Origin of the sequence: Verrucosispora sp. NA02020 (assembly GCF_013364215.1) — a bacterium.
GTDB lineage: Bacteria > Actinomycetota > Actinomycetes > Mycobacteriales > Micromonosporaceae > Micromonospora.
Window position 1 is genome coordinate 1,865,479 of the sequence record NZ_CP054923.1, and the last position, 24,061, is coordinate 1,889,539.

At 73.1% G+C, this 24,061-nt stretch carries 24 protein-coding genes and 2 pseudogenes; 17 read left to right on the plus strand and 9 right to left on the minus strand.

The window, feature by feature from the left end:
• Nucleotides 1–2 precede the first annotated feature (2 nt).
• Nucleotides 3–317, minus strand: a complete 315-nt coding sequence (locus HUT12_RS08180; protein WP_176092997.1) for an STAS domain-containing protein — start codon at nt 315–317, stop codon at nt 3–5.
• Between the two features lie 94 nt (nt 318–411).
• On the opposite strand from HUT12_RS08180, the gene map reads away from it, so the two are divergent.
• Both map and HUT12_RS08190 read left to right on the plus strand, forming a co-directional pair.
• Nucleotides 412–1,269: a type I methionyl aminopeptidase gene (gene map / locus HUT12_RS08185; RefSeq protein WP_131056193.1), complete on the plus strand. Its 858-nt coding sequence runs from the start codon at nt 412–414 to the stop codon at nt 1,267–1,269.
• Nucleotides 1,266–1,982 (plus strand): VIT1/CCC1 transporter family protein, encoded by a 717-nt coding sequence (locus HUT12_RS08190; RefSeq protein WP_176092998.1) that lies wholly within the window; start codon nt 1,266–1,268, stop codon nt 1,980–1,982. The genes map and HUT12_RS08190 overlap by 4 nt, the downstream gene beginning before the upstream one ends.
• A gap of 12 nt (nt 1,983–1,994) precedes the next feature.
• Here the strand turns inward: HUT12_RS08190 and HUT12_RS08195 are convergent, their stop codons facing one another.
• From HUT12_RS08195 to HUT12_RS08225, 7 genes are all read right to left on the minus strand, one after another.
• Nucleotides 1,995–2,714, minus strand: coding sequence for a nucleotidyltransferase domain-containing protein (locus HUT12_RS08195; protein WP_176092999.1), 720 nt, complete (start codon nt 2,712–2,714; stop codon nt 1,995–1,997).
• 66 nt (nt 2,715–2,780) lie between these two features.
• A complete protein-coding gene (locus HUT12_RS08200) occupies nt 2,781–3,299 on the minus strand; it encodes a nitroreductase family deazaflavin-dependent oxidoreductase (RefSeq protein WP_131057647.1) in 519 nt (172 codons plus the stop codon).
• A gap of 62 nt (nt 3,300–3,361) precedes the next feature.
• The gene (locus tag HUT12_RS08205) at nt 3,362–6,109 is read right to left on the minus strand and encodes an FtsX-like permease family protein (protein WP_254876749.1); all 2,748 of its coding nucleotides are present in this window, start codon (nt 6,107–6,109) and stop codon (nt 3,362–3,364) included.
• Nucleotides 6,106–6,831: an ABC transporter ATP-binding protein gene (locus HUT12_RS08210; RefSeq protein WP_217706066.1), complete on the minus strand. Its 726-nt coding sequence runs from the start codon at nt 6,829–6,831 to the stop codon at nt 6,106–6,108. Before HUT12_RS08210 ends, HUT12_RS08205 begins: the two co-directional genes overlap by 4 nt.
• An 80-nt stretch (nt 6,832–6,911) precedes the next feature.
• Nucleotides 6,912–7,493, minus strand: a complete 582-nt coding sequence (locus HUT12_RS08215) for a PadR family transcriptional regulator (protein WP_131057331.1) — start codon at nt 7,491–7,493, stop codon at nt 6,912–6,914.
• A gap of 85 nt (nt 7,494–7,578) precedes the next feature.
• On the minus strand, nt 7,579–8,040 hold the full coding sequence (locus HUT12_RS08220; protein WP_176093000.1) for a ferritin-like domain-containing protein: 462 nt from the start codon (nt 8,038–8,040) through the stop codon (nt 7,579–7,581).
• Nucleotides 8,037–8,549, minus strand: a complete 513-nt coding sequence (locus tag HUT12_RS08225; RefSeq protein ID WP_176093001.1) for a hypothetical protein — start codon at nt 8,547–8,549, stop codon at nt 8,037–8,039. Before HUT12_RS08225 ends, HUT12_RS08220 begins: the two co-directional genes overlap by 4 nt.
• A gap of 174 nt (nt 8,550–8,723) precedes the next feature.
• On the opposite strand from HUT12_RS08225, the gene rimP reads away from it, so the two are divergent.
• The 11 genes and pseudogenes from rimP (at nt 8,724) to HUT12_RS08275 (ending at nt 18,666) form a co-directional block, all read left to right on the plus strand.
• Complete coding sequence (gene rimP / locus HUT12_RS08230; RefSeq protein ID WP_176093002.1) at nt 8,724–9,392, plus strand: ribosome maturation factor RimP; 669 nt, start codon at nt 8,724–8,726, stop codon at nt 9,390–9,392.
• On the plus strand, nt 9,389–10,432 hold the full coding sequence (gene nusA / locus HUT12_RS08235) for a transcription termination factor NusA (protein WP_131057434.1): 1,044 nt from the start codon (nt 9,389–9,391) through the stop codon (nt 10,430–10,432). Before rimP ends, nusA begins: the two co-directional genes overlap by 4 nt.
• 16 nt (nt 10,433–10,448) lie before the next feature.
• Complete coding sequence (locus HUT12_RS08240) at nt 10,449–10,778, plus strand: YlxR family protein (protein WP_131057432.1); 330 nt, start codon at nt 10,449–10,451, stop codon at nt 10,776–10,778.
• 93 nt (nt 10,779–10,871) lie between these two features.
• A pseudogene (locus HUT12_RS33345) lies at nt 10,872–11,012 on the plus strand (translation initiation factor IF-2 N-terminal domain-containing protein); the annotation flags it as partial.
• A 744-nt stretch (nt 11,013–11,756) separates the two neighbouring features.
• Nucleotides 11,757–13,871: pseudogene (gene infB, locus HUT12_RS08245) on the plus strand (translation initiation factor IF-2); the annotation flags it as partial.
• Between the two features lie 90 nt (nt 13,872–13,961).
• Nucleotides 13,962–14,255 carry a DUF503 domain-containing protein gene (locus HUT12_RS08250; protein ID WP_131055781.1) on the plus strand — a complete coding sequence of 98 codons (294 nt, stop codon included), beginning with the start codon at nt 13,962–13,964 and terminating at the stop codon, nt 14,253–14,255.
• A gap of 142 nt (nt 14,256–14,397) precedes the next feature.
• Nucleotides 14,398–14,895, plus strand: coding sequence for a 30S ribosome-binding factor RbfA (gene rbfA / locus HUT12_RS08255; protein ID WP_131055783.1), 498 nt, complete (start codon nt 14,398–14,400; stop codon nt 14,893–14,895).
• Between the two features lie 182 nt (nt 14,896–15,077).
• On the plus strand, nt 15,078–16,073 hold the full coding sequence (locus HUT12_RS08260) for a bifunctional oligoribonuclease/PAP phosphatase NrnA (protein WP_236145942.1): 996 nt from the start codon (nt 15,078–15,080) through the stop codon (nt 16,071–16,073).
• Between the two features lie 65 nt (nt 16,074–16,138).
• Entirely contained in the window at nt 16,139–16,546 is a 408-nt protein-coding gene (locus tag HUT12_RS08265; protein ID WP_131055785.1) for a hypothetical protein, read from the plus strand.
• The gene (locus HUT12_RS08270; RefSeq protein WP_176095694.1) at nt 16,546–16,755 is read left to right on the plus strand and encodes a DUF6186 family protein; all 210 of its coding nucleotides are present in this window, start codon (nt 16,546–16,548) and stop codon (nt 16,753–16,755) included. Before HUT12_RS08265 ends, HUT12_RS08270 begins: the two co-directional genes overlap by 1 nt.
• A gap of 561 nt (nt 16,756–17,316) precedes the next feature.
• Nucleotides 17,317–18,666 (plus strand): MATE family efflux transporter, encoded by a 1,350-nt coding sequence (locus HUT12_RS08275; protein ID WP_176093005.1) that lies wholly within the window; start codon nt 17,317–17,319, stop codon nt 18,664–18,666.
• A gap of 7 nt (nt 18,667–18,673) precedes the next feature.
• On the opposite strand, the gene HUT12_RS08280 is transcribed toward HUT12_RS08275, so the two are convergent.
• Nucleotides 18,674–18,916: a hypothetical protein gene (locus HUT12_RS08280; protein ID WP_236145931.1), complete on the minus strand. Its 243-nt coding sequence runs from the start codon at nt 18,914–18,916 to the stop codon at nt 18,674–18,676.
• Between the two features lie 220 nt (nt 18,917–19,136).
• On the opposite strand from HUT12_RS08280, the gene truB reads away from it, so the two are divergent.
• The 4 genes from truB to HUT12_RS08300 all read left to right on the plus strand — a co-directional run bounded on the left by truB (nt 19,137) and on the right by HUT12_RS08300 (nt 24,030).
• Nucleotides 19,137–20,021, plus strand: coding sequence for a tRNA pseudouridine(55) synthase TruB (truB, locus tag HUT12_RS08285; RefSeq protein ID WP_176093006.1), 885 nt, complete (start codon nt 19,137–19,139; stop codon nt 20,019–20,021).
• Nucleotides 20,022–20,073: 52 nt separating this feature from the next.
• Nucleotides 20,074–21,003, plus strand: coding sequence for a bifunctional riboflavin kinase/FAD synthetase (locus HUT12_RS08290; RefSeq protein ID WP_176093007.1), 930 nt, complete (start codon nt 20,074–20,076; stop codon nt 21,001–21,003).
• Nucleotides 21,004–21,173: 170 nt separating this feature from the next.
• Nucleotides 21,174–21,443, plus strand: a complete 270-nt coding sequence (rpsO, locus tag HUT12_RS08295) for a 30S ribosomal protein S15 (protein WP_117226670.1) — start codon at nt 21,174–21,176, stop codon at nt 21,441–21,443.
• A 226-nt stretch (nt 21,444–21,669) separates the two neighbouring features.
• Complete coding sequence (locus tag HUT12_RS08300) at nt 21,670–24,030, plus strand: polyribonucleotide nucleotidyltransferase (RefSeq protein WP_176093008.1); 2,361 nt, start codon at nt 21,670–21,672, stop codon at nt 24,028–24,030.
• Nucleotides 24,031–24,061 lie beyond the last annotated feature (31 nt).

Sequence of the window (24,061 nt, forward strand, 5' to 3'; positions counted from 1 at the left end):
GGTCAGATCGGCCGCAACCAGCGCTGCTCACCCAGGCCGGCGATGTGCAGCACGCGGCTGACCTGCCGGGACGGCAGCACGTCGAGGGTGTCCGGATAGTGACCGGCGAGCCGCACCACGGCGTGGATCGCCGCCGAGTCGAAGAAGCTGACCGCGCGCAGGTCGAGGAGCAGCCGGACGGCCGGCTCACGCAGCGCGGTCTGCAGCATGATGTCCGCGGTCGCCATGTCCACCTCGCCGGTGACCACCACGCGGAGCTGGTCACCGTCGATCTCCGCGCTGGCGGAGAAGACGGGTGGTGCTCCCCCTTGATCCACGCTGACACCTTGACACAGCGGTTGTTGTAGGGCAACAACCGTGGGCCACCGACGGTGGTGGGGGTCACCCCGGGGGCGGCGATAGGCTTGCCGCATGACCGTCCGTGCGCCGTTGACCCCAGGCACGATCTCCCCGTGGCGGCCGGTGCCCGCCCACATCGTCCGACCGGAGTACGTCGGCAAGAAGGCCCCCCGGCCGTGGCAGGGGTCGCACGTGCAGACGCCGGAGACGATCGAGAAGATGCGGGTCGCCGGGCGGCTCGCCGCGCAGGCCACCCAGCTCGCCGGCGAGCACTGCAAGCCCGGTGTGACCACCGACGAGATCGACCGGGTGGTGCACGAGTTCCTCGTCGACCACGGCGCCTACCCGTCGACGCTGGGTTACCGGGGCTTCCCGAAGTCCTGCTGCACCAGCCTGAACGAGGTGATCTGCCACGGCATCCCGGACACCACCGTGCTGGCCGACGGCGACATCATCAACGTGGACGTGACCGCGTACATCGGCGGGGTGCACGGCGACACCGACGCCACCTTCTGCGTCGGCGAGGTCGACGAGGAGGTCCGGCTGCTGGTCGAGCGGACCCACGAGGCGATGACGCGGGGCATCAAGGCCGTCGCGCCGGGCCGGCAGATCAACGTCATCGGCCGGGTCATCGAGTCGTACGCGAAGCGGTTCGGCTACGGCGTGGTCCGCGACTTCACCGGCCACGGCATCGGCGAGGCGTTCCACAGCGGCCTGTACGTGCCGCACTACGACAGCCCCCGGCCCACCGACGTGATGGAGCCGGGCATGACGTTCACCATCGAGCCCATGATCACCCTCGGCACCCACCAGTACGACATGTGGGAGGACGGCTGGACGGTGGTCACCAAGGACCGCAAGTGGACCGCCCAGTTCGAGCACACGGTGCTGGTGACCGAGAACGGGTACGAGATCCTGACGCTGCCGTGACCGACACCCCTGCGGCACTGCGGGAGCACCACCACGCGGACGTCTCCGGCGGGTGGCTGCGACCCGCCGTCTTCGGTGCCATGGACGGGCTGGTGACCAACATCGCCCTGATCGCGGGCGTCGGCGGTGGCGGCGTCTCGCCGCAGGCCATCGTGCTGACCGGCACCGCCGGTCTGGTCGCCGGCGCGATCTCGATGGCGCTCGGGGAGTACACCAGCGTCCGCTCGGCCAACGAGCAGATCGCCGCCGAGGTGGCCAAGGAGCGGCGCGAGCTGGAACACCATCCCGAGGAGGAGGCCCGGGAACTCGCCGAGATGTGGATGGCGCGGGGATTGCCAGAGGATCTTGCCGTCCAGGTGGCCGAGGCGGTCCGCCAGCATCCGGAGCAGGCGTTGCGGATGCACGTCCAGGAGGAGTTGGGCGTCAACCCGGACGAGCAACCCAACCCGTGGGCGGCGGCACTGTCGTCGTTCCTCTGCTTCTCGGTCGGCGCGCTGGTGCCGCTGCTGCCGTACCTTCTCGGCGCCACCAGCCTGGTGCTGGCCCTGGCGGTGGGCGGGCTCGGCCTCTTCGTGGCCGGCGCGGTCGTCTCCCGGTTCACCAACCGGCGGTGGTGGACCGGCGGGACGCGGCAGTTGCTGCTCGGTGCCGCCGCGGCGGCGGCGACCTACCTGGTCGGTGCGTTGATCGGCGTGCAGGGCGGGCTGGGCTGAGCCGACGCGCGGTCAGCCGGTGAGCAGGTCGTCGACGGTCCCGTCGACCGGCCGGCCCCGGGCGGTCAACTCGGCCGACTGGCGGGCCAGCACCGCGCCGACCTCGGTCATGTCCGCCCCGGCCAGCCCGGTCCGCCGGACCGCGTCGCCGGGGTCGCGGAAGTAGGTGCGGCTGAGCAGCCCGGTGACGGTCGCGGCGGCCAGCCGTGACTCGCCGAGCATCAGCAGGGCCTGGTCCGTCTCGTACCACTCGGCGAGCCGGGCCGCCCGCGCGTGCGCCGCGCTGCCCCGGTACCAGGCCCGGCGGGCGGCGCTGCTGAACTCGGCCGGGCGGGCCCTCGCCAACCGCCCGAGGTGCGCGTCCCGCTGGGTGCGCAGCCACCCGGTCGGGTCGTGCAGCGGCCGGGTCGTCACGTACCGGTCGGCGGTCAACGGCCACCGCGAGGTGAGCTGCCGGGCCTGGCGCAGACGCTCCTCGGCGGCGGCAACGGTCAGGTCGACCAGCACCCCGTCGACCCGCCGGGTGGCCGAGGGCGGCCCGGTGTCGGGTCGGTAGGTGACCACCAGCAACCCGACCTCGCTGTCCCCGCCGCCGTCGTCGTCGCCGTGCGCGAGCGGCCCGTGCACCGCGACGGCGAGCACGTCGGCGGGGAAGCGCCGACGGACCGCCTCGGCGATCCGTCCGGCCACCTGCCACCGGGGATCGTCCCGGTGCTCCTGGACACCGTCCACACCGACCACCCCATCGCGCCACCGTGCGGACCGTCGCCGGTAGCGACGGCCCGGTCACCGCACACCCTAGTGCGGCGCGGGCGGCCCGTCCGGCGGGTCCGTGCCGTCGGGCGTGCCGGAGGCCGTCGGCACCAGCCGGAAGACCCGGATCTCCCGGTCACCGGCCCGCCGCACGTACGCCTCGTACGCGGGCCAGGCGTCGACCAGCAACCGCCACAGTCGCTCGCGTTCGGCGCCGGTCGCCGGTTCGCCGCGTACCGCGAGGCGACGCCCGGCGACGTCCACTTCGGCGTGTGGCTCGGCGAGCAGGTTCAGCGACCAGGCGGGCTGCTGGGTCTGGCCCCAGTTCGAGCCGACCACCACGTACCCGTCCCCGTCGGGCACGTAGAGCAGCGGGTTGCTGCGCGGTTTCCCGGAGCGGCGGCCGGTGGTGGTGATGACCAGGGACGGCACCAACCCGAGCGCGACCACCCGGCCCCGGGTCAGTCGCCCGACCGCCCGGTCGAGCGGCACCAGCAGCCGGGCGGTGGCGCCGAACCAGGGGTGGTGACCGATTCGGCGGGTCACGTCGCGCAGTACGGACATCCGGACATTCTGCATCCACCGGCGTCGGTCCGACACCCGCCGTTCAGCCGGGCCGGTCGGCCCTAGTCCAGGCGGCGTTCCACCGGCAGCCGGGACCGGGTCAGCAGTGCCGCCCCGGCCATCGCCACCAGCGGCACCACGACCAGCACGCCGAGGGTGAGCCAGGGCACCAACAGCGGGTACGGCGGCTCCACCGGCCACCCCTCGGCCAGCCGTCGATTCGTGAAGGTCAGGATGATCATCGCCGAGCCGAGCCCGGCGACGATGCCCAGCAACGAACCGAGCACCGCGATCACGCCGGCCTGGCAGAGCGACAGCAGCTTCCGTACGCCCGGTCCGGCACCGACCGAGGCGAGTGTGGACAGGTCGGCCCGCCCCTCGGCGGCGGCGAGTCCGGTGGCGATCCCGGCGGCCCCCACGGTCACCACCGCGGAGACCCCGGCCAGCAGGAGCAGCAGCGGCTCGGTGCCGGTGAAGCCGTGACCGAGCTCGAACTGCGCGCCGACCGGGCCGAGGTACTCCAGCGCGTCGACGAACCGGTCCCGCTGCCGCTGTCCCGGCGGCTCGGCGGCCTCGACCACCCAGCCGGTCTGTCGGACGGCGAGGTCGAGGCGGTCGGCTGCGGCGGGCGAGATGAGCAGCCAGGACGGTCTCAGGTGGCTCCGCACCGCGTACCCGGGCACGGTCGTCGTGGTCGCCTCCCCCGTCTCGCGTTTGTCGTCCTCGACGCGGAGGTGGACGCGGCCGTCGACGAGGTATCGCGAGTCCGTCACCACCGCGCCACCCGCGCGCAGGACGGCCGTGGCGGCGGTGACCTCGGCCGGCGTGGCGCCGGTGAGCATCGGCAGCGCCGCACCGTCGTCGACCGCCACCTGGACGTAGCCGTCGAGGTGGTCCTCGGCCGGCCACTGACAGCGGCGGTCGGCGCGGGCCCGCTGCTCGTCGGCTTCGCTGATCGACTCGTAGGGTCGCCATGGGCAGACCTGGTCCGGCGGCGCCACCGCGCTCACCACGCAGGCATCGAAATTCGTCCGGCAGCCGGCCGCGACCAGTGGGGCGACCGACCCGGCACCGAGATGGTCACGGGCCGCCGCGGTGACGGCGGCCCGGTCCGGTGGCCCGGTGGCGTCCGGGTCGTCGGCGGTGACCAGCACCGTCTGGCGCGGCAGCAGCGGACGGTACTGCTGGTCGGCGCGGACGTCGTCACTGGCGAGGAAGGCCCCGAGGGCGACGCTGCCGGCGACCGCCGCCATCACCGCCGAGATGGCCGGCGCGGTCGAGGAACGGTTGCGACTGGCGTCGCGTACCGCGATCCGGGGCGCCAGCGGGAGGAACCGGCCGAGCCGGGCCAGCAGTCCGACCAGCGTCGGCGTGGCGAAGACCAGCCCGAGTTCGCCGAGCACCAGCCCGGCGAGGATGACCGACGAACGGACCATCGCCGCACCGATCCCGGCGATGACCAACCCGGTGACGGCCAGCAGCACACCGAGCGCCAGCCAGCGCCGCCGGTGGGTGGGCGCGCCGCGTCGGCCGGCGAGCCCGGCGACCACGTCCTGCCGGGCGGCGGTCCAGGCCGGCGCGAGCGCGGCCAGCACCCCGGCGAGTACGGCGACGAGTGCGATCACGCCCAGCGCCGCCGGCCAGACGCGGTACCCGGCGAAGCGGTGCTGGAAGACGAACTCCTCGACCAGCGGCCGGGCGGCGAACGCGGAGAGCACACCGAGGGCCACCCCGGCGGCGGCACCGATGCATCCGAGCAGCACGCCGTCGGCGAGCACCACCCGGCGGAGCTGAGCCGCGTCGCCGCCGGCCACCGCGACGAGTGCCAGCTCCCGCCGCCGTCGCCGGACCCCCACCGCGAAGGCCGGGCCGACCAGCAGCACCACCTCCAGCAGACCCAGTCCGCCGACCAGCACCCCGGTGCCGATCTCCTCCGCGCCCAGGCTGTTGCCGAGCGGACGGACCGCCTCCACCGGGCTCGACGGAGCGGAGACGCGGGCACCGACCACCACTCCGTTGCGGTTGAGGTGGCGGAACAGGTCCTCGGTCACCGGCCCGGGGAGGTCGACCAGGAACACGGTGTCGTGGTCCAGCGAGCCCGACGGTTCACCGGCGGAACGCAGGAACGCCATCGGCTCCAGCGACTCCGGGAGTTCGACCACACCGACGACGGTCCAGCTCCTCGTGCCGTCCCGGGCGTTGAGCACGCCCCCGACGTCGACGCCGAGGGTACGCCGAGCGGCCCGGTTCAGCGCGACCTCGTCGGCCGTTGTCGGCACCCGACCATCGTGGACCCGAACGAGGCCGGCGGCGAGCGGATCGGCGAGGTCGACCTCGGTGGCGGGTACGTCGTCGCGGGTCCGGGTGCCGTCCCGGAGAGGAAGCGGCAGCCAGCGGCGTACCGGGAGGACCCGGCTGTCCGCCGGGAGCAGCCGGAGGATGTCGTCCACGGTGACCGTCTCGGGGATCCGGTCCTCCGGCGCGTTCCACACGCTGCCGTCGGCGTTCTGGGTGACCGGCCCCTGGCTGACCACCCGCAGCTCCGCGTCGGCGTTGCCGAGCCGCTGCTCCATCTTCTCGGCGGGGTCGAGCCGGGCCATGTCCGCGCTGACCGCGACGAAGGACAGGGCCAGGACGGGCAGGACGATCATCGCCAGCACCAGAGCCGTACGCCCACGGGCCCGCGTCACCTCGCGGCGGGCGATCCGCAGCGCGGCCCGCCAGGAGCCCACCGTCTCGGCCAACCGGGTCCGGCGGGGCCGCTCGGGTGGGAGGTCGTGCACCGGCCGCGACTGGGGGCGGAGGGTCACCGAAGACTGCCGGAGAGCAGCGCGTCGACACCGGCCAGCGGGGCGGTCGAGTCGACCGTCACACCGTCGCGCAGGAACACCACCCGGTCCGCCCAGGCGGCGTGCCGCGCCTCGTGGGTGACCAGCACACCGGCGGCTCCGGCGTCGACCCGGCGGCGCAGCAGCCGCAGGACGGCCTCACCGGTCTGCGAGTCCAGCGCTCCGGTCGGCTCGTCGGCCAGCACCAGACGTCTTTCGCCGACCAGCGCCCGGGCGATCGCGACGCGCTGCTGCTGGCCGCCGGAGAGCTGGTCGGGGAACCGGTCACCGAGTTCGGTCAGACCCACCTCGGTCAACGCGTCGAGCGCCAGCCGGCGGGCCCGCCGGACGCCCGCGCCGTCGAGTTCGAGGGGGAGGGAGACGTTCTCGGCGGCGGTCAGACTGCCGATGAGGTTGAGGTTCTGGAAGATGTACCCGATCCGGCGGCGGCGCAGCCGGGCCAGGCCACGCCGGTCCAGGGTGTGCAGCGGCTGTCCCTCGACGAGCACGTGACCGGTGGTCGGGCTGTCCAGCCCGCCGGCCAGGGTCAGCAGGGTCGACTTGCCGGAGCCGGAGGGACCCATCACGGCGACCAGTTCGCCGGGGCGGACGACCAGGCTCACCCCGCGCAGCGCGTGCACCGCGGCCGGGCCGCTGCCGTGGGTCCGGTGCACGTCCCGCAGCTCCAGCACGGCCTCCAGCACGGGCCCGGTGTCGTCGGGAATGCCGGAGTCGGATGTCGCGGCGGTGTCACGGGTACGCGACGTCTGCCGCTCGTCCGCGCTCACCGCCAGGCCTCCTCACCACTGCGGCCCGCCGCCTCGGGCAGTGGCGTCGGGCCGGGTGCCGGGGGGCGGTGCCGCACCAGGCTGCTCTCACAGTGGTCGAGCCAGCGCACCTCCGCCTCGGCCTGGAAGACCATCGCGTCCAGCACCAGTCGCCATGGCAGGTCCTCGGGCCGGTCGCTGGAGTACTTCAACCGGGTCAGCTCCTGGAGTGTCCGCATCGTCGCGGTGCGCTGGGTCTGCACCACGGTACGAACGTCCACGCCCGGTGTGGTCAGCGCCAACGCCAGCTTGATCGCCAGTTCGTCACGGGGCCGGTCGTTGCGGCTGATCGGGGTGGCGAACCACAGCGTCAGGTCCGCCCGTCCGGCTTCGGTGATCTCGTACGGCCGCTGCCCGGCCTCGCTCTCCGGCAGCGACCGCACCAGCCCGTCCCGCTCCAGCCGGGACAGGGTGGTGTAGACCTGCCCGATGTTGAGCGGCCAGGTGGAGCCGGTCGACTCCTCGAAGGCGGCCCGGAGCTGGTAGCCGTACATCTGGCCACGTTCGAGCAGGGCGAGCAGGCCGTGACGGATGGACATGGAACGGGAGTATGCATACCTGGTATGCCATCCGCAACCGGTGCGGACCGTGACGCTGCCTACCCATCGACCGGGGTGGCGTCCCTCAGGCGGGGCGACCCGGGAACGGCACGGTCAGCGGGGTGGTGCCGGCGCTGCGCCGCCACCGTGTCGCCCGGACCGCGTAGTCGACCAGGGCGGCCAGGGCCCGCTCCCGCTCGGCGCCGGTGCTGACCGGCAGTGCCGCCCGCCAGAACGCCGCCGTCCGCTCCTCCACCTCGATCGCGAGCCGCAGCGCGCTGGCCCGGTCGGTCACCGGGAACGGCAGGGAGTAACCGGCCCGGTCCGGCGGCACCGTTCCGCCACCGGTGCTGATCTGCATCACCAGCGCGTCCCGCCGGCCCCGGTGGGCCGCCTCCGCGTCGGCGGCGGCCTTCCGATCGTCGCCGGTCAGGCGTACACCGATCGGGCCGTAGGCCCAGATGGCGGCGTACTCGGCGGTCAACGCCCCGGCGAGCGCCTCGCCCGGCCCGGCCGGCGCACCGCGCCCGGTGAACCGCCCGTTCATCGCAGCGCCTCCAGGTGGCTGGCGCGGGCGGCGGCGACGGAGCCCAGCACCGCGGCGCGGTCGGCCGGCGCGGCGGCGCAGGCGGCCTTGGCCGACTCCCGGCCGGTCCGCTCGGCCTGGCGCAACGCGGCCAGCGTGGCGGCCGGCTCACCCGGCCGGACGGCGGGGGAGGACCAGGTCGCCCCGCTCGGAACGGCCGGGCCGGACGATGTCGCGGCACCGGTCAGCCGGGCCAGTTCGGCCGCGTGCGCCTCGTGCGACTCGGCGAGCGGGACGAGCCGGGCGGCCAGGTCGGGGTGGGCGGTGGCGGCGGCGCGCAGCCCCGCGGCGAGACCCAACGACTCGTCGACCAGCGGGGCCAGCGGGTCCGGCTCCGGTGGCTGCTCGTCCCCGCCGAAGAGACCGCAACCGCTCAGCGGCACGGCGGACCCACCCAGCGCCAGCAGCGCACCGGCCCGCAGGACCCTGCGCCGGGACAGCTCGGCGGACCCGTCCGGCCGACTCGTCATGCCCATCACCACCGGACAAGTCAACACCATCGCCGTGGGCCGTGTGGCGCGGTGGCGCCGGTGCGCCGCCCGGGCTCTCCTTCGCCGGGCGCGTTACGCTCTGCGCAACCACCGGCGCGCCCGCACCGGTGGCGTGCCGGCATGGCGGCCGACGAGCAGTGGAAGGTCCAACAGATGACGCAGCGTGGCCGTGCCACCAGAACGACGGGGCGACCCCGTGGCGGTCAGGCTCCGCGAGGTGGTCCCGCGCCGCGCACTGCTGCGCAGGGGGGCCGGGGTGACCTGGCCGCCCGCCGTGAGCGGCTGCGCGCGGTGATCGCACCGGTCGTCGCCGAGGCCGGCTACGACCTGGAGGACCTGGCCGTCTCCCGGGCCGGACGACGACACGTGGTACGCGTGATCGTCGACGCCGACGGCGGCATCAACCTGGACGCGGTCGCCGACGTGTCGCGGGCGGTCTCGGCAGCGCTGGACGCGGCCGAGGAGACCGGCGGCGACATCGTCGCCGGGGAGTACCAACTGGAGGTCAGCTCGCCGGGGGTGGACCGCCCGCTGACCCTGCCCCGGCACTGGCGGCGCAACGTGGGCCGGCTGGTCCGGGTGACCGTGCGCGGCGGGACGACCGACGGCCGACCGGCCGGCGACCGGCAGGTCACCGGGCGGGTGGTCGAGGCCGACGACGAGCGCGTGGTGCTGGAGACCGACACCGAAAGCGCCGGGTGGGCGTACGCCGACCTGGGGCCGGGCCGGGTGCAGGTCGAGTTCAGCCGCCTCGACGACCTGGCCGAATCAGAAGACCTCGACGACGATGACGATGACGATGTGGAGGACGAGGAGAGGTGAACATCGACCTCGCGGCGCTGCGCGCACTCGAGCGCGAGCGGGAGATCCCGTTCGACACGATCCTGGCGGCGATCGAGACCGCGCTGCTGACCGCGTACCGGCACACCGAGGGTGCGCAGTCGCACGCCCGGGTGGAGATCGACCGCAAGACCGGCGTGGCCCTGGTCTACGCCCAGGAACTGGGCGACGAGGGCACCGTCGACCGGGAGTGGGACGACACTCCGCACGACTTCGGGCGGATCGCCGCCATGACCGCCAAGCAGGTCATCCTCCAGCGGTTGCGGGAGGCCACCGACGAGGTGCACTTCGGCGAGTACGCGGGCCGCGACGGTGACCTGGTGACCGGGGTGGTGCAGGCGCACGAGGCCCGGGCCGAGAAGGGCATCGTCACGGTCGACCTGGGCAAGCTGGAGGGGGTGCTGCCCCAGTCCGAGCAGGTGCCCGGCGAGCGGTACACCCACGGCGAGCGGATCCGGTGCGTGGTGGTGCACGTGGCCAAGGGGATGCGCGGCCCGCAGATCACGCTCTCGCGTACCCACCCGAACCTGGTGAAGAAGCTCTTCGCCCTGGAGGTTCCGGAGATCGCCGACGGCACGGTCGAGATCGGCGCGATCGCGCGTGAGGCCGGTCACCGGACGAAGATCGCGGTCCGCTCCACCACTCCCGGGGTCAACGCCAAGGGCGCCTGTATCGGCCCGATGGGGCAGCGGGTCCGGGCGGTGATGAGCGAGCTGCACGGCGAGAAGATCGACATCATCGACTGGTCCGACGACCCGGCGACCTTCGTCGGCAACGCGTTGTCGCCGGCGAAGGCGCTGCGGGTCGAGGTGGTGGACCTGGGTGCCCGCGCGGCCCGGGTGACCGTGCCGGACTTCCAGCTCTCCCTGGCGATCGGGCGGGAGGGGCAGAATGCCCGGCTTGCTGCCCGACTGACCGGTTGGCGGATCGACATCCGGTCCGACGCGGAACAGACTGGCTCCAGTGGGCGGCCCGGAGCCGACCCCGTCCGGGAGCCAGGCGGAGCGGTCTCGGGAAGCTAGGGGTAGACTTCTTCCAGTGGCACGACGCGCGCTGCCGGAGCGCACCTGTGTGGGCTGCCGACGGCGGGCACCGGCCAGTGAACTACTGCGGATCGTCGCGGTCGGTGACGAGGCTGGGTTCAGCCTTCGACCCGATCCGGCCCGCAGACTGCCGGGTCGGGGAGCGAACATGCACCCAGATCCGGCCTGCTTCGCGCAGGCAGTGCGGCGTCGCGCCTTCGGGCGCGCGCTGCGCCTCGCCGGGGTTCCGGATGACGGCACCCTCGCGGAGTACCTGACGCGTCAACCACCACGTCCGGTCGTCCGACCGGGTGTGGCCGCTAGCAAGGTAGGACGACCGACATGAGCACACGATGAAGTCCCAGAAATGACCAGGCTTCAAGTGCACGAGTGAGGTCGCTGCGGGTGCTGCCCGCACGACCTCGGAGTGAGGAGTGCAGTGGCAGGCAAGGCCCGCGTACACGAGCTTGCGAAAGAGCTCGGGGTCGAGAGTAAGACCGTTCTCGCCAAGCTGAAAGAAATGGGCGAGTTCGTCAAGTCCGCGTCGAGCACGGTCGAGGCGCCCGTCGCCCGACGGCTGCGTAACGCCTTCGTCGCCTCCGGCGGCTCTGGTGCCCCGGCGGCTGCGCCGTCGGCCGCACCGGCTCCGGCGGCAGCGCCCACCCCGCCGGCGACCCCCGGCGAGCCCCGCGTCACCGCCAAGCCGATGCCGCCGCGGCGTCCGGCGATGCCCGGACCGAAGCCGAAGGCCCCGGTTCCCGGCCCTCCGCCGGCGGTGACCCCGGTCGCCAAGCCGGCGAGTGCCCACGACATCGAGGTGGCCGCCGCCGAGGCGCGCGCCGCCGCGCTGAAGGCCGAGCAGGAGGCCGCGGTCAAGGCCGCACAGGCCGCCCGCCAGCAGCAGCGTGACAACGTCCGCCGGGAGCCTCCGGCAGACGGTGGCGCCCGTCCAGGTCCGGGCCCGCGGCCCGGTCCCGGCACCATGCCGCCCCGCCCGGGTTCCCCGGCCGCGGGTCGTCCCGGTGGCCCGAACCCCGGCCCGGGTGGCCGGCAGGGTCGCCCGCCGGCGCGTGGCGCCGGTAACAACCCCTTCGGTATCCAGGGCAGCCAGCAGCAGCGGCCGCCGGCCGCCGGTGCCGGTGGTCCCCGGCCCAGCCCGGCCTCGATGCCGCCGCGGCCGAGTCCCGCCTCGATGCCGCCGCGGCCCAGCCCGGCGTCCATGCCGAGTCAGCGTCCCGGTCGTCCGGGTGGCCCGGGTGCCGGTCGCCCCGGTGGCGGCGGCGGTGCCGGTCGTCCGGGTGGCGGCGGTGGCGGTGGCTACCGTGGCGGTCCCGGTGGTGGCGGCGGTGGCGGTGGCTACCGTGGCGGTCCCGGTGGTGGCGGCGGTGGCGGTGGCTACCGTGGCGGCCCCGGTGGCGGCGGCGGTGCCGGTGCCGGTGGCGGCTTCCGGCCGGGCGGACCGGCCGGTGGCGGCGGTCGTCCGGGTGGCGGTGGCCGTGGCCGTGGCGGCGGTGCCGCCGGTGCCTTCGGCCGTCCGGGTGGCAAGCCGACCCGTGGTCGCAAGTCCAAGAAGCAGCGCAGACAGGAGTTCGACAACCTGTCGGCCCCGACCATGAGCTCGGGTGCTCCCCGGGGTCAGGGGCAGGTGGTCCGGCTCTCCCGTGGCGCCTCGCTGTCGGACTTCGCCGACAAGATCAACGCCAACCCGGGTTCGCTGGTCCAGGAGATGTTCAACCTGGGCGAGATGGTCACCGCGACACAGTCGTGCTCCGACGACACCCTGCTGCTGCTGGGTGAGCACCTCGGCTTCACCGTGCAGATCGTCAGCCCGGAGGACGAGGACCGCGAGCTGCTCGCGCAGTTCAACATCGACCTCGACGCCGAGGTCGCGGAGGACCGCCTGGTCAGCCGTGCGCCGGTGGTGACCGTCATGGGTCACGTCGACCACGGTAAGACCAAGCTGCTCGACGCGATCCGCAAGGCGAACGTGGTGGCCGGCGAGGCCGGTGGCATCACCCAGCACATCGGCGCCTACCAGGTCCACGTCCCGCACGAGGGCGAGGACCGGGCGGTCACCTTCATCGACACCCCGGGTCACGAGGCGTTCACCGCCATGCGTGCCCGTGGTGCCCAGGTCACCGACATCGTGATCCTGGTGGTGGCGGCCGACGACGGCGTGATGCCGCAGACCATCGAGGCGCTCAACCACGCCAAGGCGGCGGACGTGCCGATCGTGGTCGCGGTCAACAAGGTCGACAAGCCGGAGGCGAACCCGGACAAGGTCCGCCAGCAGTTGACCGAGTACGGCCTGGTCGCCGAGGAGTACGGCGGCGAGACCATGTTCGTCAACGTGGCCGCGAAGCCCGGCATCGGCATCGAGGAACTCCTCGAGGCAGTGCTGCTCACCGCCGACGCGTCGCTGGAGCTGACCGCTCCGACCGACGGGCCGGCGCAGGGTGTGGCCATCGAGGCGCACCTGGACAAGGGTCGCGGTGCGGTGGCGACGGTGCTGGTGCAGAAGGGCACCCTGCGGGCGGGCGACTCGATCGTCGCCGGTGGGGCGCACGGCCGGGTCCGGGCGATGCTCGACGAGAACGGCAACCAGGTCACCGAGGCCGGTCCGGCGCGTCCGGTCCTGGTCCTCGGCCTGACCGCGGTGCCCGGCGCGGGCGACACCTTCCTCGCCGCGGCGGACGACCGCACGGTGCGGCAGATCGCCGAGCAGCGCCAGGCACGGCGGCGGGCGGCGGCGTTCGCCAACTCGCGTGGCCGGGCCACCCTCGAGACGCTCATGGAGCAGCTCAAGGAGGGCGAGAAGACGTCGCTCAACCTCATCCTCAAGGGCGATGTCTCCGGTTCCGTGGAGGCCCTGGAGGACGCGTTGTTCAACCTGGACATCCCCGAGGAGGTCCAGCTCAAGGTCCTCGACCGGGGCGTCGGCGCGATCACCGAGAGCAACGTCATGCTCGCGAGCGCCTCGTCCGAGCCGGTCACGATCATCGGCTTCAACGTGCGGGCCTCGAACAAGGTCCGCGAGATGGCCGACCGCGAGGGCGTGGAGATCCGGTACTACACCGTCATCTACCAGGCCATCGAGGAGATCGAGGCGGCGCTCAAGGGCCTGCTCAAGCCGGAGTACGAGGAGGTCGAGCTCGGCAGCGCGGAGATCCGCGAGGTCTTCCGCTCGTCCAAGATCGGCAACATCTCCGGTTGCATCGTCCGGTCGGGCATCATCCGACGCAACGCGAAGGCGCGCCTGCTGCGCGACGGCACGGTCGTGGCGGACAACATCACGATCAGCTCGCTCAAGCGCTTCAAGGACGACGCGACCGAGGTCCGCGAGGGCTTCGAGTGTGGTCTGACGCTGGCCGGTTACAACAACGTGCAGCCGGGCGACATCATCGAGACCTTCGAGATGCGGGAGAAGGTTCGCGCCTGATCCGGTAGTGACGCACTGATCGAGGGGTTTACGCCGAATGGCGTAAACCCCTTGATCATGCGGGGTGGGGTGCGGGTAGTGTCCGCAGCGATGTTCACCGCAACCGCAGTGTTCGACCTGCTGCTGCCGGGCGACTCCCGGTCGCTGAAGGCGAAGAGATCGTACGTACGGCCGATCGTGGCGGCGCTGCGCCGCTTCGAGGTCTCGGCCGCCGAGGTGGGTGCGCTCGACCTGCACGGGCGAGCTGAGATAGGAGTGGCGGTCGTGGCCGCGGAGGCGGCGCACGCCCGTGAGGTGCTCGACTCGTGCGAGCACCTGGTGGCCGGTCGACCGGAGGTCGAGTTGCTGTCGGTACGCCGCCGGCTGCACGGCGAGGACGACTGACCGGTGGCGGGTGCGGCCCCCTGCCGCCCCGCGCGCCGGAGCACGTGGCGCGGGTAGGGTTTCCAGTGTTGGGGTCGGTGCGGGCTCCGGTGACGGCGTCGCCGGTTCCGGCCGGCAGCGGGACGCCGTGGAGGTGGCGGAGATGACGGATCCGGCCAAGGTACGTCGGCACGCGGAGCGGGTGCGTGAACTGGTCGCGTCGGTGGTGCGGAGCCAGATCAAGGATCCGCGGCTCGGCATGATCACTATCACCGACGCCCGGATAACCGCCGACCTGCGCGACGCCACGGTCTTCTACACCGTGCTCGGTGACGCGGCGGCGCAGGCGGGTACCGCCGCCGCGCTCGACAGCGCGAAGGGCATGCTGCGCAGCACCGTCGGCAAGGCGCTCGGATTGCGTCACTCGCCGACCCTGACGTTCGTCCTGGACGACGTGCAGGACCAGGTGAAGCACATCGACGACCTGCTCGCGGCGGCCCGGACGGCCGACGCGGAGGTGCAGCGCCTCGCCGCCAAGGCCGCGTACGCCGGTGAGGCCCAGCCGTACCGGCTCGACGACGAGGACGACGAGCCCGACGAGGCCGAGAACGAGACCGGCACCGGTGACACGGACGACACCCGGAGCGGGGATCGGCGGTGACCGCCCCCTCCGGCGGTGCGCTGACCGAGTCGGGCCCGGGTGCGGCGTTGCCGAGTCCGGCCCGCCCCGGTGCGGCCGGGGGAGCGGCGGGTGCCGCCGACCCGGACGCGGCGACCACCGGAGCCTCGACGGCGACCTCCTCGGGCGGGTCCGCGCCGAGTGAGGCCGACTGGGCCGCTGCGGTGGCGGCGGTGCGCCAGGTGGTGCCCGCCGGCCGGGTGCTGCTGATCTGCCACGTGAACCCGGACGGCGACGCGCTGGGCAGCATGCTCGGCTTCGGGCTCGGGCTGCGGCAACTCGGCGTACGCCGATTGCAGGCGACCTTCCCCGGGCCGCCGGAGGTGCCTGATCCGTTCCGTGGCCTGCCCGGGCTGGATCTGCTGGTCCCCGAGACCGAGGCCGACCCGGAGCCGGACCTGGTGATCTGTTTCGACGCGGCCAGCGACTCGCGCCTCGGTGACCTGGCCGACCGGTTGGCCGGTCCGGGCAGCGCACTGGTGCTCGACCACCACGCCTCCAACGTCGGCTTCGGTGACGTCAACCTGGTCGACCCGGCGGCGGCGGCGACCTCGGTGGTCGCGGAGGAACTGCTGGCCAGGCTCGGCGTCCCGTTGGACGCCGGCATCGCCGAGTGCCTGTACGTGGCGCTGAGCACCGACACCGGCTCGTTCCGGTTCGACGCGACCACGCCGGCGGTGCACGAGATGGCGGCCCGCCTGATCTCCACCGGCATCCGGCCGGGGGAGATCTCCCGGCGGGTCTTCGACAGTCGACCGTTCGGCGCGGTGCGCCTCTTCGGCGAGGTGCTCGGCCGGGCCCGGCTGGAGCCCGAGGCGGCGTCCGGGCATGGCCTGGTCTGGACGTACGCGACCCAGGACGACCTGGCCCGGCACGACCAGCGGCCGTACGTGCTGGAGGCGCTGATCGATCCGGTGCGGTGCACCGCCGAGGCCGACGTGAGTTGTGTGGTGAAGCAGACCGGGCCGCAGGAGTGGGCGGTGTCGCTGCGTAGCAAGGGCGCGGTGGACGTGAGCCGGGTGGCGGTCGCGCTGGGCGGTGGTGGGCATCGACTCGCCGCCGGGTTCACCGGTCGGGGCAGCGTGGACGAGGTGGTCGACCGGGTACGCGCCGAGTTGGTGGCGCCCGCGCAGGGACGTGACGTCGACCCCGAGGGGTGATTTCAGGGGCGGCTCGGGGGAGTGTTGCCGTACCGCCGCCGGGAGATGACGGGGAGAATCGAGTGATGGAGCAGCCCCACGACCTCACGATCGACGCTCCCCGTACGTGGGAGAGACCGGTCGTCTGCGTACCGGTGCTGGTGGCCCTCTCGCTGGTCGGCGGACGGTTCCCGTCGTTCTCCACGGAGGCCAACCTCTACGTGTTCGGCACCGGCGGGCTGCTGATCTGGCTGGGCCTGACCAAACGGGTGCAGGCCCGTCCGGCACCCGAGCGCCTGGGTTCCGGCGCGGTCTGGTGGACGCTGCCGGTGGTGGTGTTCGGGGTGTTCGAGGGGGCCACGTTCGTCGCGGCGGCCGGTGACGACTTCCCCACCTTCTCGCTGCTGGCCGACCCGTTGCTGGAGGACAGGCTGGTCCGGTCCGCCGCGTGGCTGGTCTGGCTCTCGGCGTTCTGGGGGTTGGTTCGCCGATGATGCGGTATCTGGCGATCGGCGGGTTCCTGGTCGGTCTGGCGCTGTTCGCGATGGTCGAGTGGATGGCGCGGCGGGAGGGCTCGCGCATCCCGACGCTCGGCGAGATGTGCGCGTACGTGATGCGCTACGAGGTCGGTCCGGTTCCGGTGGGCCGGATCGGGATGTTCGGCTTCTGGTGGTGGGTGGGCTGGCACTTCCTGGCCAGGTGACCGGGATCCGACCGGTCCAGATGGCGGGAACAGCACGCACCATGTGGACCTGAACGATAACTTGGGAATAGACCTGTGCTGCTGTGGCGCGGGTCACGGGAGCGGAGCCCTACCCGGCGTCGCTTCCCCTCCAGGGTCGACCGACCCGGGCCGCCACCACACCACCCGTCCATAGCTCCGGTGATCCTGGGGCCGGTTTCGGGTGCCTGTCGTACACCGCCCGTGATGCCGTCGCGCCAGTCGGCGCGCGCCCTGGAAGGGGTCCGCCATGCCCGCCAAGCCCAAGCCCGAGACCACCGACGAGGCCCGCGAGCAGGCCCGCCGCGCCCTGCAGACCTCCATGGACACCCGTCAGTGACCGTACGCGACCGGCGGTGACGCCGAGCCGCACCACGCGTACGGCGTCACCGCCCCGGATCGCCTGACGGTCCCGACGCGGCCCGTGCCACCGGCCGCGTACCGCTCATCGCCTGTCCTCCCGCCGCCCTGGCGGACGTCCCCGACGGGTAAGTGGCGCAGGAGCTTGCTCTCCTTACACATCGCGTGCCAGGATCGGCGGCGATGAGCCAGACCTCCGTTGCCAGCCGTGTCGCCTCACCGCGCCGGTTCGCCGCGCTCGCCCTGCCGGCCCTCGTGGTGCTGGCCGCCGAGCCGATCTACGTCCTCGTCGACACCGCCGTCGTCGGCCACCTGGGCCGCGTGCCGCTCGCCGCGGTGGCGGTCGGCGGCACCGTGATGACCCTGACCGCCTGGCTGGGCACCGTGGTCGCCTACGGCACCACCGGGCGCGCCGCCCGCCGTTTCGGCTCCGGTGACCGGGGCGCCGCCGTGGCCGAGGGCGTGCAGTCCTCCTGGCTGGCCTTCGGCGTGGGGTTGCTGGTCGTGGTCGCGATGCAGTTCGGTGGCGGCGCGCTGGCCGGTGCCCTCGCGGGCGGCGGCGAGGTGGGCGAGGCCGCCGGGCAGTGGCTGCGGGTCGCCGCCTTCGGTGCGCCCGGTCTGCTGCTCGCCGCCGCCGGCAACGGCTGGATGCGGGGTGTGCAGGACACCCGCCGGCCGCTGTACTTCGTGGTCGGTCCGAACCTGCTCTCCGCGGTGCTCTGCCCGGTGCTGGTCTATCCGGTGGGGATGGGGCTGATCGGCTCGGCGGTGGCCAACGTGGTCGCGCAGACCATCGGCGGCGTGCTCTTCGTCGGCGCGCTGATCTCCGAGCGGGCGCCGCTGCGCCCGAACCTCCCGGTCATCCGCCAGCAACTCGTGCTCAGCCGTGACCTGCTGGTCCGGGGCGTGGCGTTCCAGGTCAGCTTCCTGTCGGCCACCGCCGTGGCGGCCCGGTTCGGGGCTGCCGTGGTCGGCGCCCACCAGATCGCCGTGCAGCTCTGGTTCTTCGCCGCGCTGGTGCTCGACGCGTTGGCCATCGCCGCGCAGGCGCTGGTCGGTGCGGCTCTCGGTGGTGGTGACGCGGCGGTGGCGCGGGCCCTGGCCCGTCGGGTCGCCTGGTTGGGCGCGGTCTGCGGCACCGCGTTCGGGGCGCTGGTGGCGGCCGGTGCCGGCGTGGTGCCGGCCCTGTTCACCCCGGACACCGCCGTGCACGCGCAGGCGATGGTGGCGTGGCCGTGGTTCGTCGCGATGCTCCCCCTGGCCGGTGTGGTGTTCGCCCTGGACGGGGTGCTGATCGGTGCCGGTGACATCCGCTACCTGCGCAATCTGACCGTGGCCGGTGCGCTGGGCGGCTTCCTGCCGGCGATCTGGCTCGCCTACGCCTTCGACCTCGGCCTCGGCGGGATCTGGGCGGGCCTGATGCTGTTCGTCGTGATCCGGCTGGTCGGCCTGGTGCTGCGGCTGCGCAGCGGTGCCTGGGCGGTGACCGGCGCGGTCCGGGACGAGGCACGGACGCCCGACGCCGTCGCGTGACGGCGGTTCAGATCAGGCTGAAGATCCCGTAGGCCGCCAGCACCAGGATCAGCGCCAGCGTCCAGGCGACGACCATCATGACTATCTTGGTGGTGACCGGAAAGCGCTGGTACAGCCGTTGTCGCCGCTGCCAGGCCCACCATCGGCCCCGCAGCCACCGCGCTCCGGGCAGCGCGGCGAGGCGGTCGCCGACCCGGGCCCCCAGGGTGCGTCGAGGCGGGGGCGGGTCGCGCATCCAGTCGGGCAACATGCTCGGCTGGTCGGGAGTCCGCAGGCTCACCGGGCGCTCGGGATCTCGCTTGCGGACGGTGCCGTCGCTCGTGGCCATCTCGTCTCCTCGCGATCCGCCGGTGGCACCTCGCCGCCATCGGCGCACCATCCTGGCAGGGCCGCGACCGGCGCGTACAGCCGATTTCCGGCCGGTCGTCCGGTGTCGGGCGCGCTCGGGCGGTCTGGCAGGCTTGCACGTCGTGAGCACTGACGGTCTGATCGTGGTGGACAAGCCCGGCGGCATGACGTCGCACGACGTGGTGGCGAGGATCCGCCGATTCGCGCGTACCCGGCGGGTCGGGCACGGCGGCACGCTCGACCCGATGGCCACCGGGGTCCTGGTGATCGGCGTGAACCGGGCCACCCGGCTGCTGACCTATGTGATCGGGGCGGACAAGAGCTACACCGCCACCGTCCGCCTCGGCCAGTCCACGGTCACCGACGACGCGGAGGGTGACGTGATCGCCACCACGCCCGCCGGCACCGTCACCGACGAGGCGATCCACGCCGCGCTGGCGGACCTGACCGGCGAGATCGACCAGGTGCCGAGCGCGGTGAGCGCCATCAAGATCGACGGACAGCGGGCGTACAAGCGGGTGCGGTCGGGGGAGAGCGTCGACCTGCCGGCCCGGCGGGTCACCGTGTCCCGCCTCGACGTGCTGGCGATCCGCCGCGAGCAGCCGGACGTCGTCGACGTGGACGTCGACGTGTCCTGCTCCACCGGGACGTACATCCGGGCCATCGCCCGCGACGCGGGCCGGGCGCTCGGGGTCGGTGGGCACCTGACCGCGCTGCGGCGGACCGCGGTGGGTGGCTTCACCCTGGCCGAGGCCGCCACGCTCGACGAGCTGGAGCAGCGTGCGCCCGAGGTGGTCGGGGTGCCGCTCGCGGCCGCCGCCGACCGGTTCTTCCCCCGTCGGGACGCCGACGCGGACGAGGCGAAGGTGCTCTCCCACGGTGGGCCGTTGGAGCCGGTCGGGCTGGCCGGGCCGTACGCGGTCTTCGATCCGGCCGGCGGGTTGATCGCTATCGTCAGCGAGCGGGGCGGCTGGGCCCGCGCGGAGATCGTGCTCGCCCCGGCCTGACGGCGGGTGCCGGCCCGGACGGTGCGGGCGGGCGGACTAGCGGAGGAACAGCATGCAACGGTGGCGGGGCTTCGACGCGGTGCCCGGCGGGTGGGGGCGGTCCGTCGTCACCATCGGCGTCTTCGACGGCGTGCACAAGGGGCACCAGGCGACCATCGGCCACACCGTCGCCCGGGCCCGCGAGCTGGGCGTGCAGTCGGTGGTGGTCACCTTCGACCCGCACCCGGCCGAGGTGGTCCGGCCCGGCTCCCACCCGGCGGTGCTCACCGAACCGGCCCGCAAGGCCGAGCTGATCGAGTCGCTCGGCGTGGACGTGCTCTGCGTGGTGCCGTTCACCGCCGAGTTCTCCCGGCTGCCCGCCGAGGCGTTCGTGCACGACATCCTGGTCGCGCACCTGCACGCCGCGCTGGTGGTGGTGGGGGACAACTTCCGGTTCGGGCACCGGGCGGCCGGGGACGTCGCCCTGCTCGACCGGCTCGGCCGTACGTTCGGCTTCGCCGTGGAGGACGCCCCGCTGATCTCCGAGGCGGGCACCGTCTTCTCGTCCACGTACATCCGCTCCTGCGTCGACGCGGGGGACGTGGCCGCCGCGGCGGTCGCGCTGGGACGCCCGCACCGGCTGGAGGGGGTCGTCGTCCGGGGTGACCAGCGCGGCCGGGAACTGGGCTTCCCCACCGCGAACCTGCTCTGCCACCGGTACGCGGCGGTCCCGGCGGACGGCATCTACGCGGCCCGGATGATCCGTCGGGGGCAGCGGCACCCGCTGGCCGCCGCGGTCTCGATCGGCACCAATCCCACCTTCTCCGGCCGCGAGCGGCGGGTCGAGGCGTACGCGCTGGACTTCGACGGTGACCTCTACGGCGAGCGGCTCGCCCTGGACTTCGTGTCCCGCCTGCGCGGGCAGGTCCGGTACGACGCGATCGAACCGTTGGTCGCCCAGATCACCGAGGACGTCGCGCAGACGCGCCGGGCGCTGGGCTGAGGGCTCGTCAGGGCGATCCCGACCAGGTGCTGGTAGGCTGGCATGGACGTCGGCTGACCGACGTGGGGCCTCGCTGCCTGCTCGACGCCGCGGGCGCGTAGGCCGTTCGTCGCCGGTGCCCTAGCCCGGCCCGACGAACCGTATCGACAACCCACCAGAACAGGGAGAACATGGCGCTCGACCAGCAGGCCAAGGCCAAGATCCGCGAAGAGTACGCGACCGCCGAGGGTGACACCGGGTCGCCCGAGGTGCAGGTCGCGGTCCTCACCAAGCGGATCGCCGAGCTCACCGAGCACCTGAAGGTGCACAAGCACGACCACCACAGCCGCCGTGGGCTGCTGCTGCTGGTCGGCCGTCGCCGTCGGCTGCTCAACTACGTGCAGAAGAAGGACATCAACCGCTACCGGTCGCTCATCGAGCGACTCGGTCTGCGTCGGTGACGTGACGGGGGGAGCGGCCCGACGGGCTGCTCCCCCCGTCCGCGTCCCACCCGAGACACGGGCCGCGCGCACCTGAGACAAGGGGAGCCGTCGGCGTACCGGTCTCCGGTAGTGGCCTCCGGAGGCCCCGGCATCTCGCCGGTGGTACCGGGCGCTTCGATCGAAGACCGGCCGTCCGTACAGCTCCCGCGTCGTGGCCCCCGATGCGAAGGAGTACTGCCGCACCATGACCGAGACCAAACTCGGCACCGAAGTCCGCACCGCCGTGATCGACAACGGCTCGTTCGGCACCCGTGAGATCACCTTCTCCACCGGTCGGCTGGCCCGTCAGGCCGCCGGCTCCGTCATCGCCCAGCTCGGCGAGACGGTCGTCCTCTCCGCCACCACCGCCGGCAAGCAGCCGAAGGAGCACTTCGACTTCTTCCCGCTGACCGTCGACGTCGAGGAGCGGATGTACGCCGCGGGCCGGATCCCCGGCTCGTTCTTCCGCCGTGAGGGTCGCCCCAGCGAGGACGCCATCCTCACCTGCCGCCTGATCGACCGGCCGCTGCGCCCCTCGTTCGTCAAGGGCCTGCGCAACGAGGTGCAGGTCGTCGAGACCATCCTCGCGCTCGACCCGCAGCACCCGTACGACGTGGTGGCGATCAACGCCGCCTCGATGTCGACGAAGCTCTCCGGCCTGCCGTTCTCCGGCCCGATCGGGGCCACCCGGATGGCCCACGTCGACGGCCAGTGGGTCGCCTTCCCGACCCACGAGGAGCTGAGCCGCGCCACCTTCGACATGGTGGTGGCCGGTCGCGCCCTGGCCGACGGCGACGTCGCGATCATGATGGTCGAGGCCGAGGCCACCGAGCACACCGTCAAGCTGGTCGCCGACGGTGCCCCGGCGCCCACCGAGGAGGTCGTGGCCAGCGGTCTGGAGGCCGCCAAGCCGGCCATCCGTGAGCTGTGCCGCGCGCAGAGCGAGCTGGCCGAGGTGGCCGCCAAGCCCGTCGCCGACTTCCCGGTCTTCCTGGACTACCAGGACGACGCGTACGACGTGGTCGCCGAGTTCGCTCGCGCCGACGTCGCCGAGGCCCTGCAGATCGCCGGCAAGGCGGACCGCGAGGAGGCCCTCGACGCGATCAAGGCCCGCCTGCAGGAGGAGCTCGGCCCGCGCTTCGAGGGTCGGGAGAAGGAGCTGTCGGCTGCCTTCCGCTCGCTGACCAAGTCCGAGGTGCGCGGCCGGGTGCTGCGGGAGCAGGTCCGGATCGACGGCCGTGGCCCGCGCGAGATCCGTCCGTTGAGCGCCGAGGTCGGCGTGCTGCCCCGGGTGCACGGCTCGGCGCTGTTCGAGCGTGGCGAGACCCAGATCCTCGGCGTCACCACGCTGAACATGCTGCGCATGGAGCAGTCGTTGGACACCCTCTCCCCGGAGAAGTCCAAGCGCTACATGCACAACTACAACTTCCCGCCGTACTCGACCGGTGAGACCGGCCGGGTGGGCTCGCCGAAGCGCCGCGAGATCGGGCACGGCGCGCTGGCGGAGCGGGCGCTGATCCCGGTGCTGCCGTCGCGGGAGGAGTTCCCGTACGCGATCCGCCAGGTCTCCGAGGCGCTCAGCTCCAACGGTTCCACCTCGATGGGTTCGGTCTGCGCCTCGTCGCTGGGTCTGCTCTCCGCCGGTGTGCCGCTGCGGGCGCCGGTGGCCGGCATCGCCATGGGCCTCATCTCCGACGAGGTCGACGGCAAGACCCAGTACGTGACGCTGACCGACATCCTCGGTGCCGAGGACGCCTTCGGTGACATGGACTTCAAGGTCGCCGGCACCCGGGACTTCGTCACCGCCCTGCAGCTCGACACCAAGCTCGACGGCATCCCGTCGGACGTGCTGGCCGCCGCGCTCCAGCAGGCGTACGAGGCCCGGCAGACCATCCTCGACGTGATGCAGCGGGCGATCGAGGCTCCGGCCGAGATGTCCGACTACGCGCCGCGGGTCACCACGGTGAAGATCCCGGTCGACAAGATCGGCATGGTGATCGGCCCGAAGGGCCAGACCATCAACGCCATCCAGGACGAGACCGGCGCCGAGATCTCCATCGAGGACGACGGCACCATCTACGTCGGCGCCACCAACGGCCCGTCGGCGCAGGCCGCGGTCGAGCGGATCAACGCTATCGCCAACCCGACCCTGCCCAAGACGGGCGACCGCTTCCTGGGCACGGTGGTCAAGACCGCGCCGTTCGGCGCGTTCGTCTCGCTGCTGCCGGGCCGCGACGGCCTGCTGCACATCTCCAAGGTGGGCGACGGCAAGCGGGTCGACAAGGTCGAGGACTTCCTCAACGTCGGCGACCGCGTCGAGGTCGAGATCGCCGACGTCGACCAGCGCGGCAAGATCTACCTGGACAAGGTCCGGCCGGAGGGCGCCGAGGCGCCGGCCGCCGAGGCCGGTGGCGAGCGGCCGGCCAGCCGTGACCGGGGCGACCGTGGCCCGCGTGACCGGGGCGACCGCGAGCGCGGTGGCGACCGGGGCGGCCGTGGCCCGGAGGGTGGCGAGGGCGGCGGCGACGGGGACTCCCGTCCGCGGCGCCGCACCCGGCACAGCTGATCGCCGACAGTAGCTAGTACCGCACCGCTGA

Excerpts from the sequence above, each read along its gene's own strand:
- map (WP_131056193.1), top strand. The coding sequence starts at position 412 with ATGACCGTCCGTGCGCCGTTGACCCCAGGCACGATCTCCCCGTGGCGG.
- HUT12_RS08200 (WP_131057647.1), bottom strand. The coding sequence starts at position 3,299 with ATGTCCGTACTGCGCGACGTGACCCGCCGAATCGGTCACCACCCCTGG.
- HUT12_RS08215 (WP_131057331.1), bottom strand. The coding sequence starts at position 7,493 with ATGTCCATCCGTCACGGCCTGCTCGCCCTGCTCGAACGTGGCCAGATG.
- HUT12_RS08220 (WP_176093000.1), bottom strand. The coding sequence starts at position 8,040 with ATGAACGGGCGGTTCACCGGGCGCGGTGCGCCGGCCGGGCCGGGCGAG.
- HUT12_RS08225 (WP_176093001.1), bottom strand. The coding sequence starts at position 8,549 with ATGACGAGTCGGCCGGACGGGTCCGCCGAGCTGTCCCGGCGCAGGGTC.
- rimP (WP_176093002.1), top strand. The coding sequence starts at position 8,724 with ATGACGCAGCGTGGCCGTGCCACCAGAACGACGGGGCGACCCCGTGGC.
- HUT12_RS08250 (WP_131055781.1), top strand. The coding sequence starts at position 13,962 with ATGTTCACCGCAACCGCAGTGTTCGACCTGCTGCTGCCGGGCGACTCC.
- rbfA (WP_131055783.1), top strand. The coding sequence starts at position 14,398 with ATGACGGATCCGGCCAAGGTACGTCGGCACGCGGAGCGGGTGCGTGAA.
- HUT12_RS08265 (WP_131055785.1), top strand. The coding sequence starts at position 16,139 with ATGGAGCAGCCCCACGACCTCACGATCGACGCTCCCCGTACGTGGGAG.
- HUT12_RS08270 (WP_176095694.1), top strand. The coding sequence starts at position 16,546 with ATGCGGTATCTGGCGATCGGCGGGTTCCTGGTCGGTCTGGCGCTGTTC.
- HUT12_RS08275 (WP_176093005.1), top strand. The coding sequence starts at position 17,317 with ATGAGCCAGACCTCCGTTGCCAGCCGTGTCGCCTCACCGCGCCGGTTC.
- HUT12_RS08280 (WP_236145931.1), bottom strand. The coding sequence starts at position 18,916 with ATGTTGCCCGACTGGATGCGCGACCCGCCCCCGCCTCGACGCACCCTG.
- HUT12_RS08290 (WP_176093007.1), top strand. The coding sequence starts at position 20,074 with ATGCAACGGTGGCGGGGCTTCGACGCGGTGCCCGGCGGGTGGGGGCGG.
- rpsO (WP_117226670.1), top strand. The coding sequence starts at position 21,174 with ATGGCGCTCGACCAGCAGGCCAAGGCCAAGATCCGCGAAGAGTACGCG.
- HUT12_RS08300 (WP_176093008.1), top strand. The coding sequence starts at position 21,670 with ATGACCGAGACCAAACTCGGCACCGAAGTCCGCACCGCCGTGATCGAC.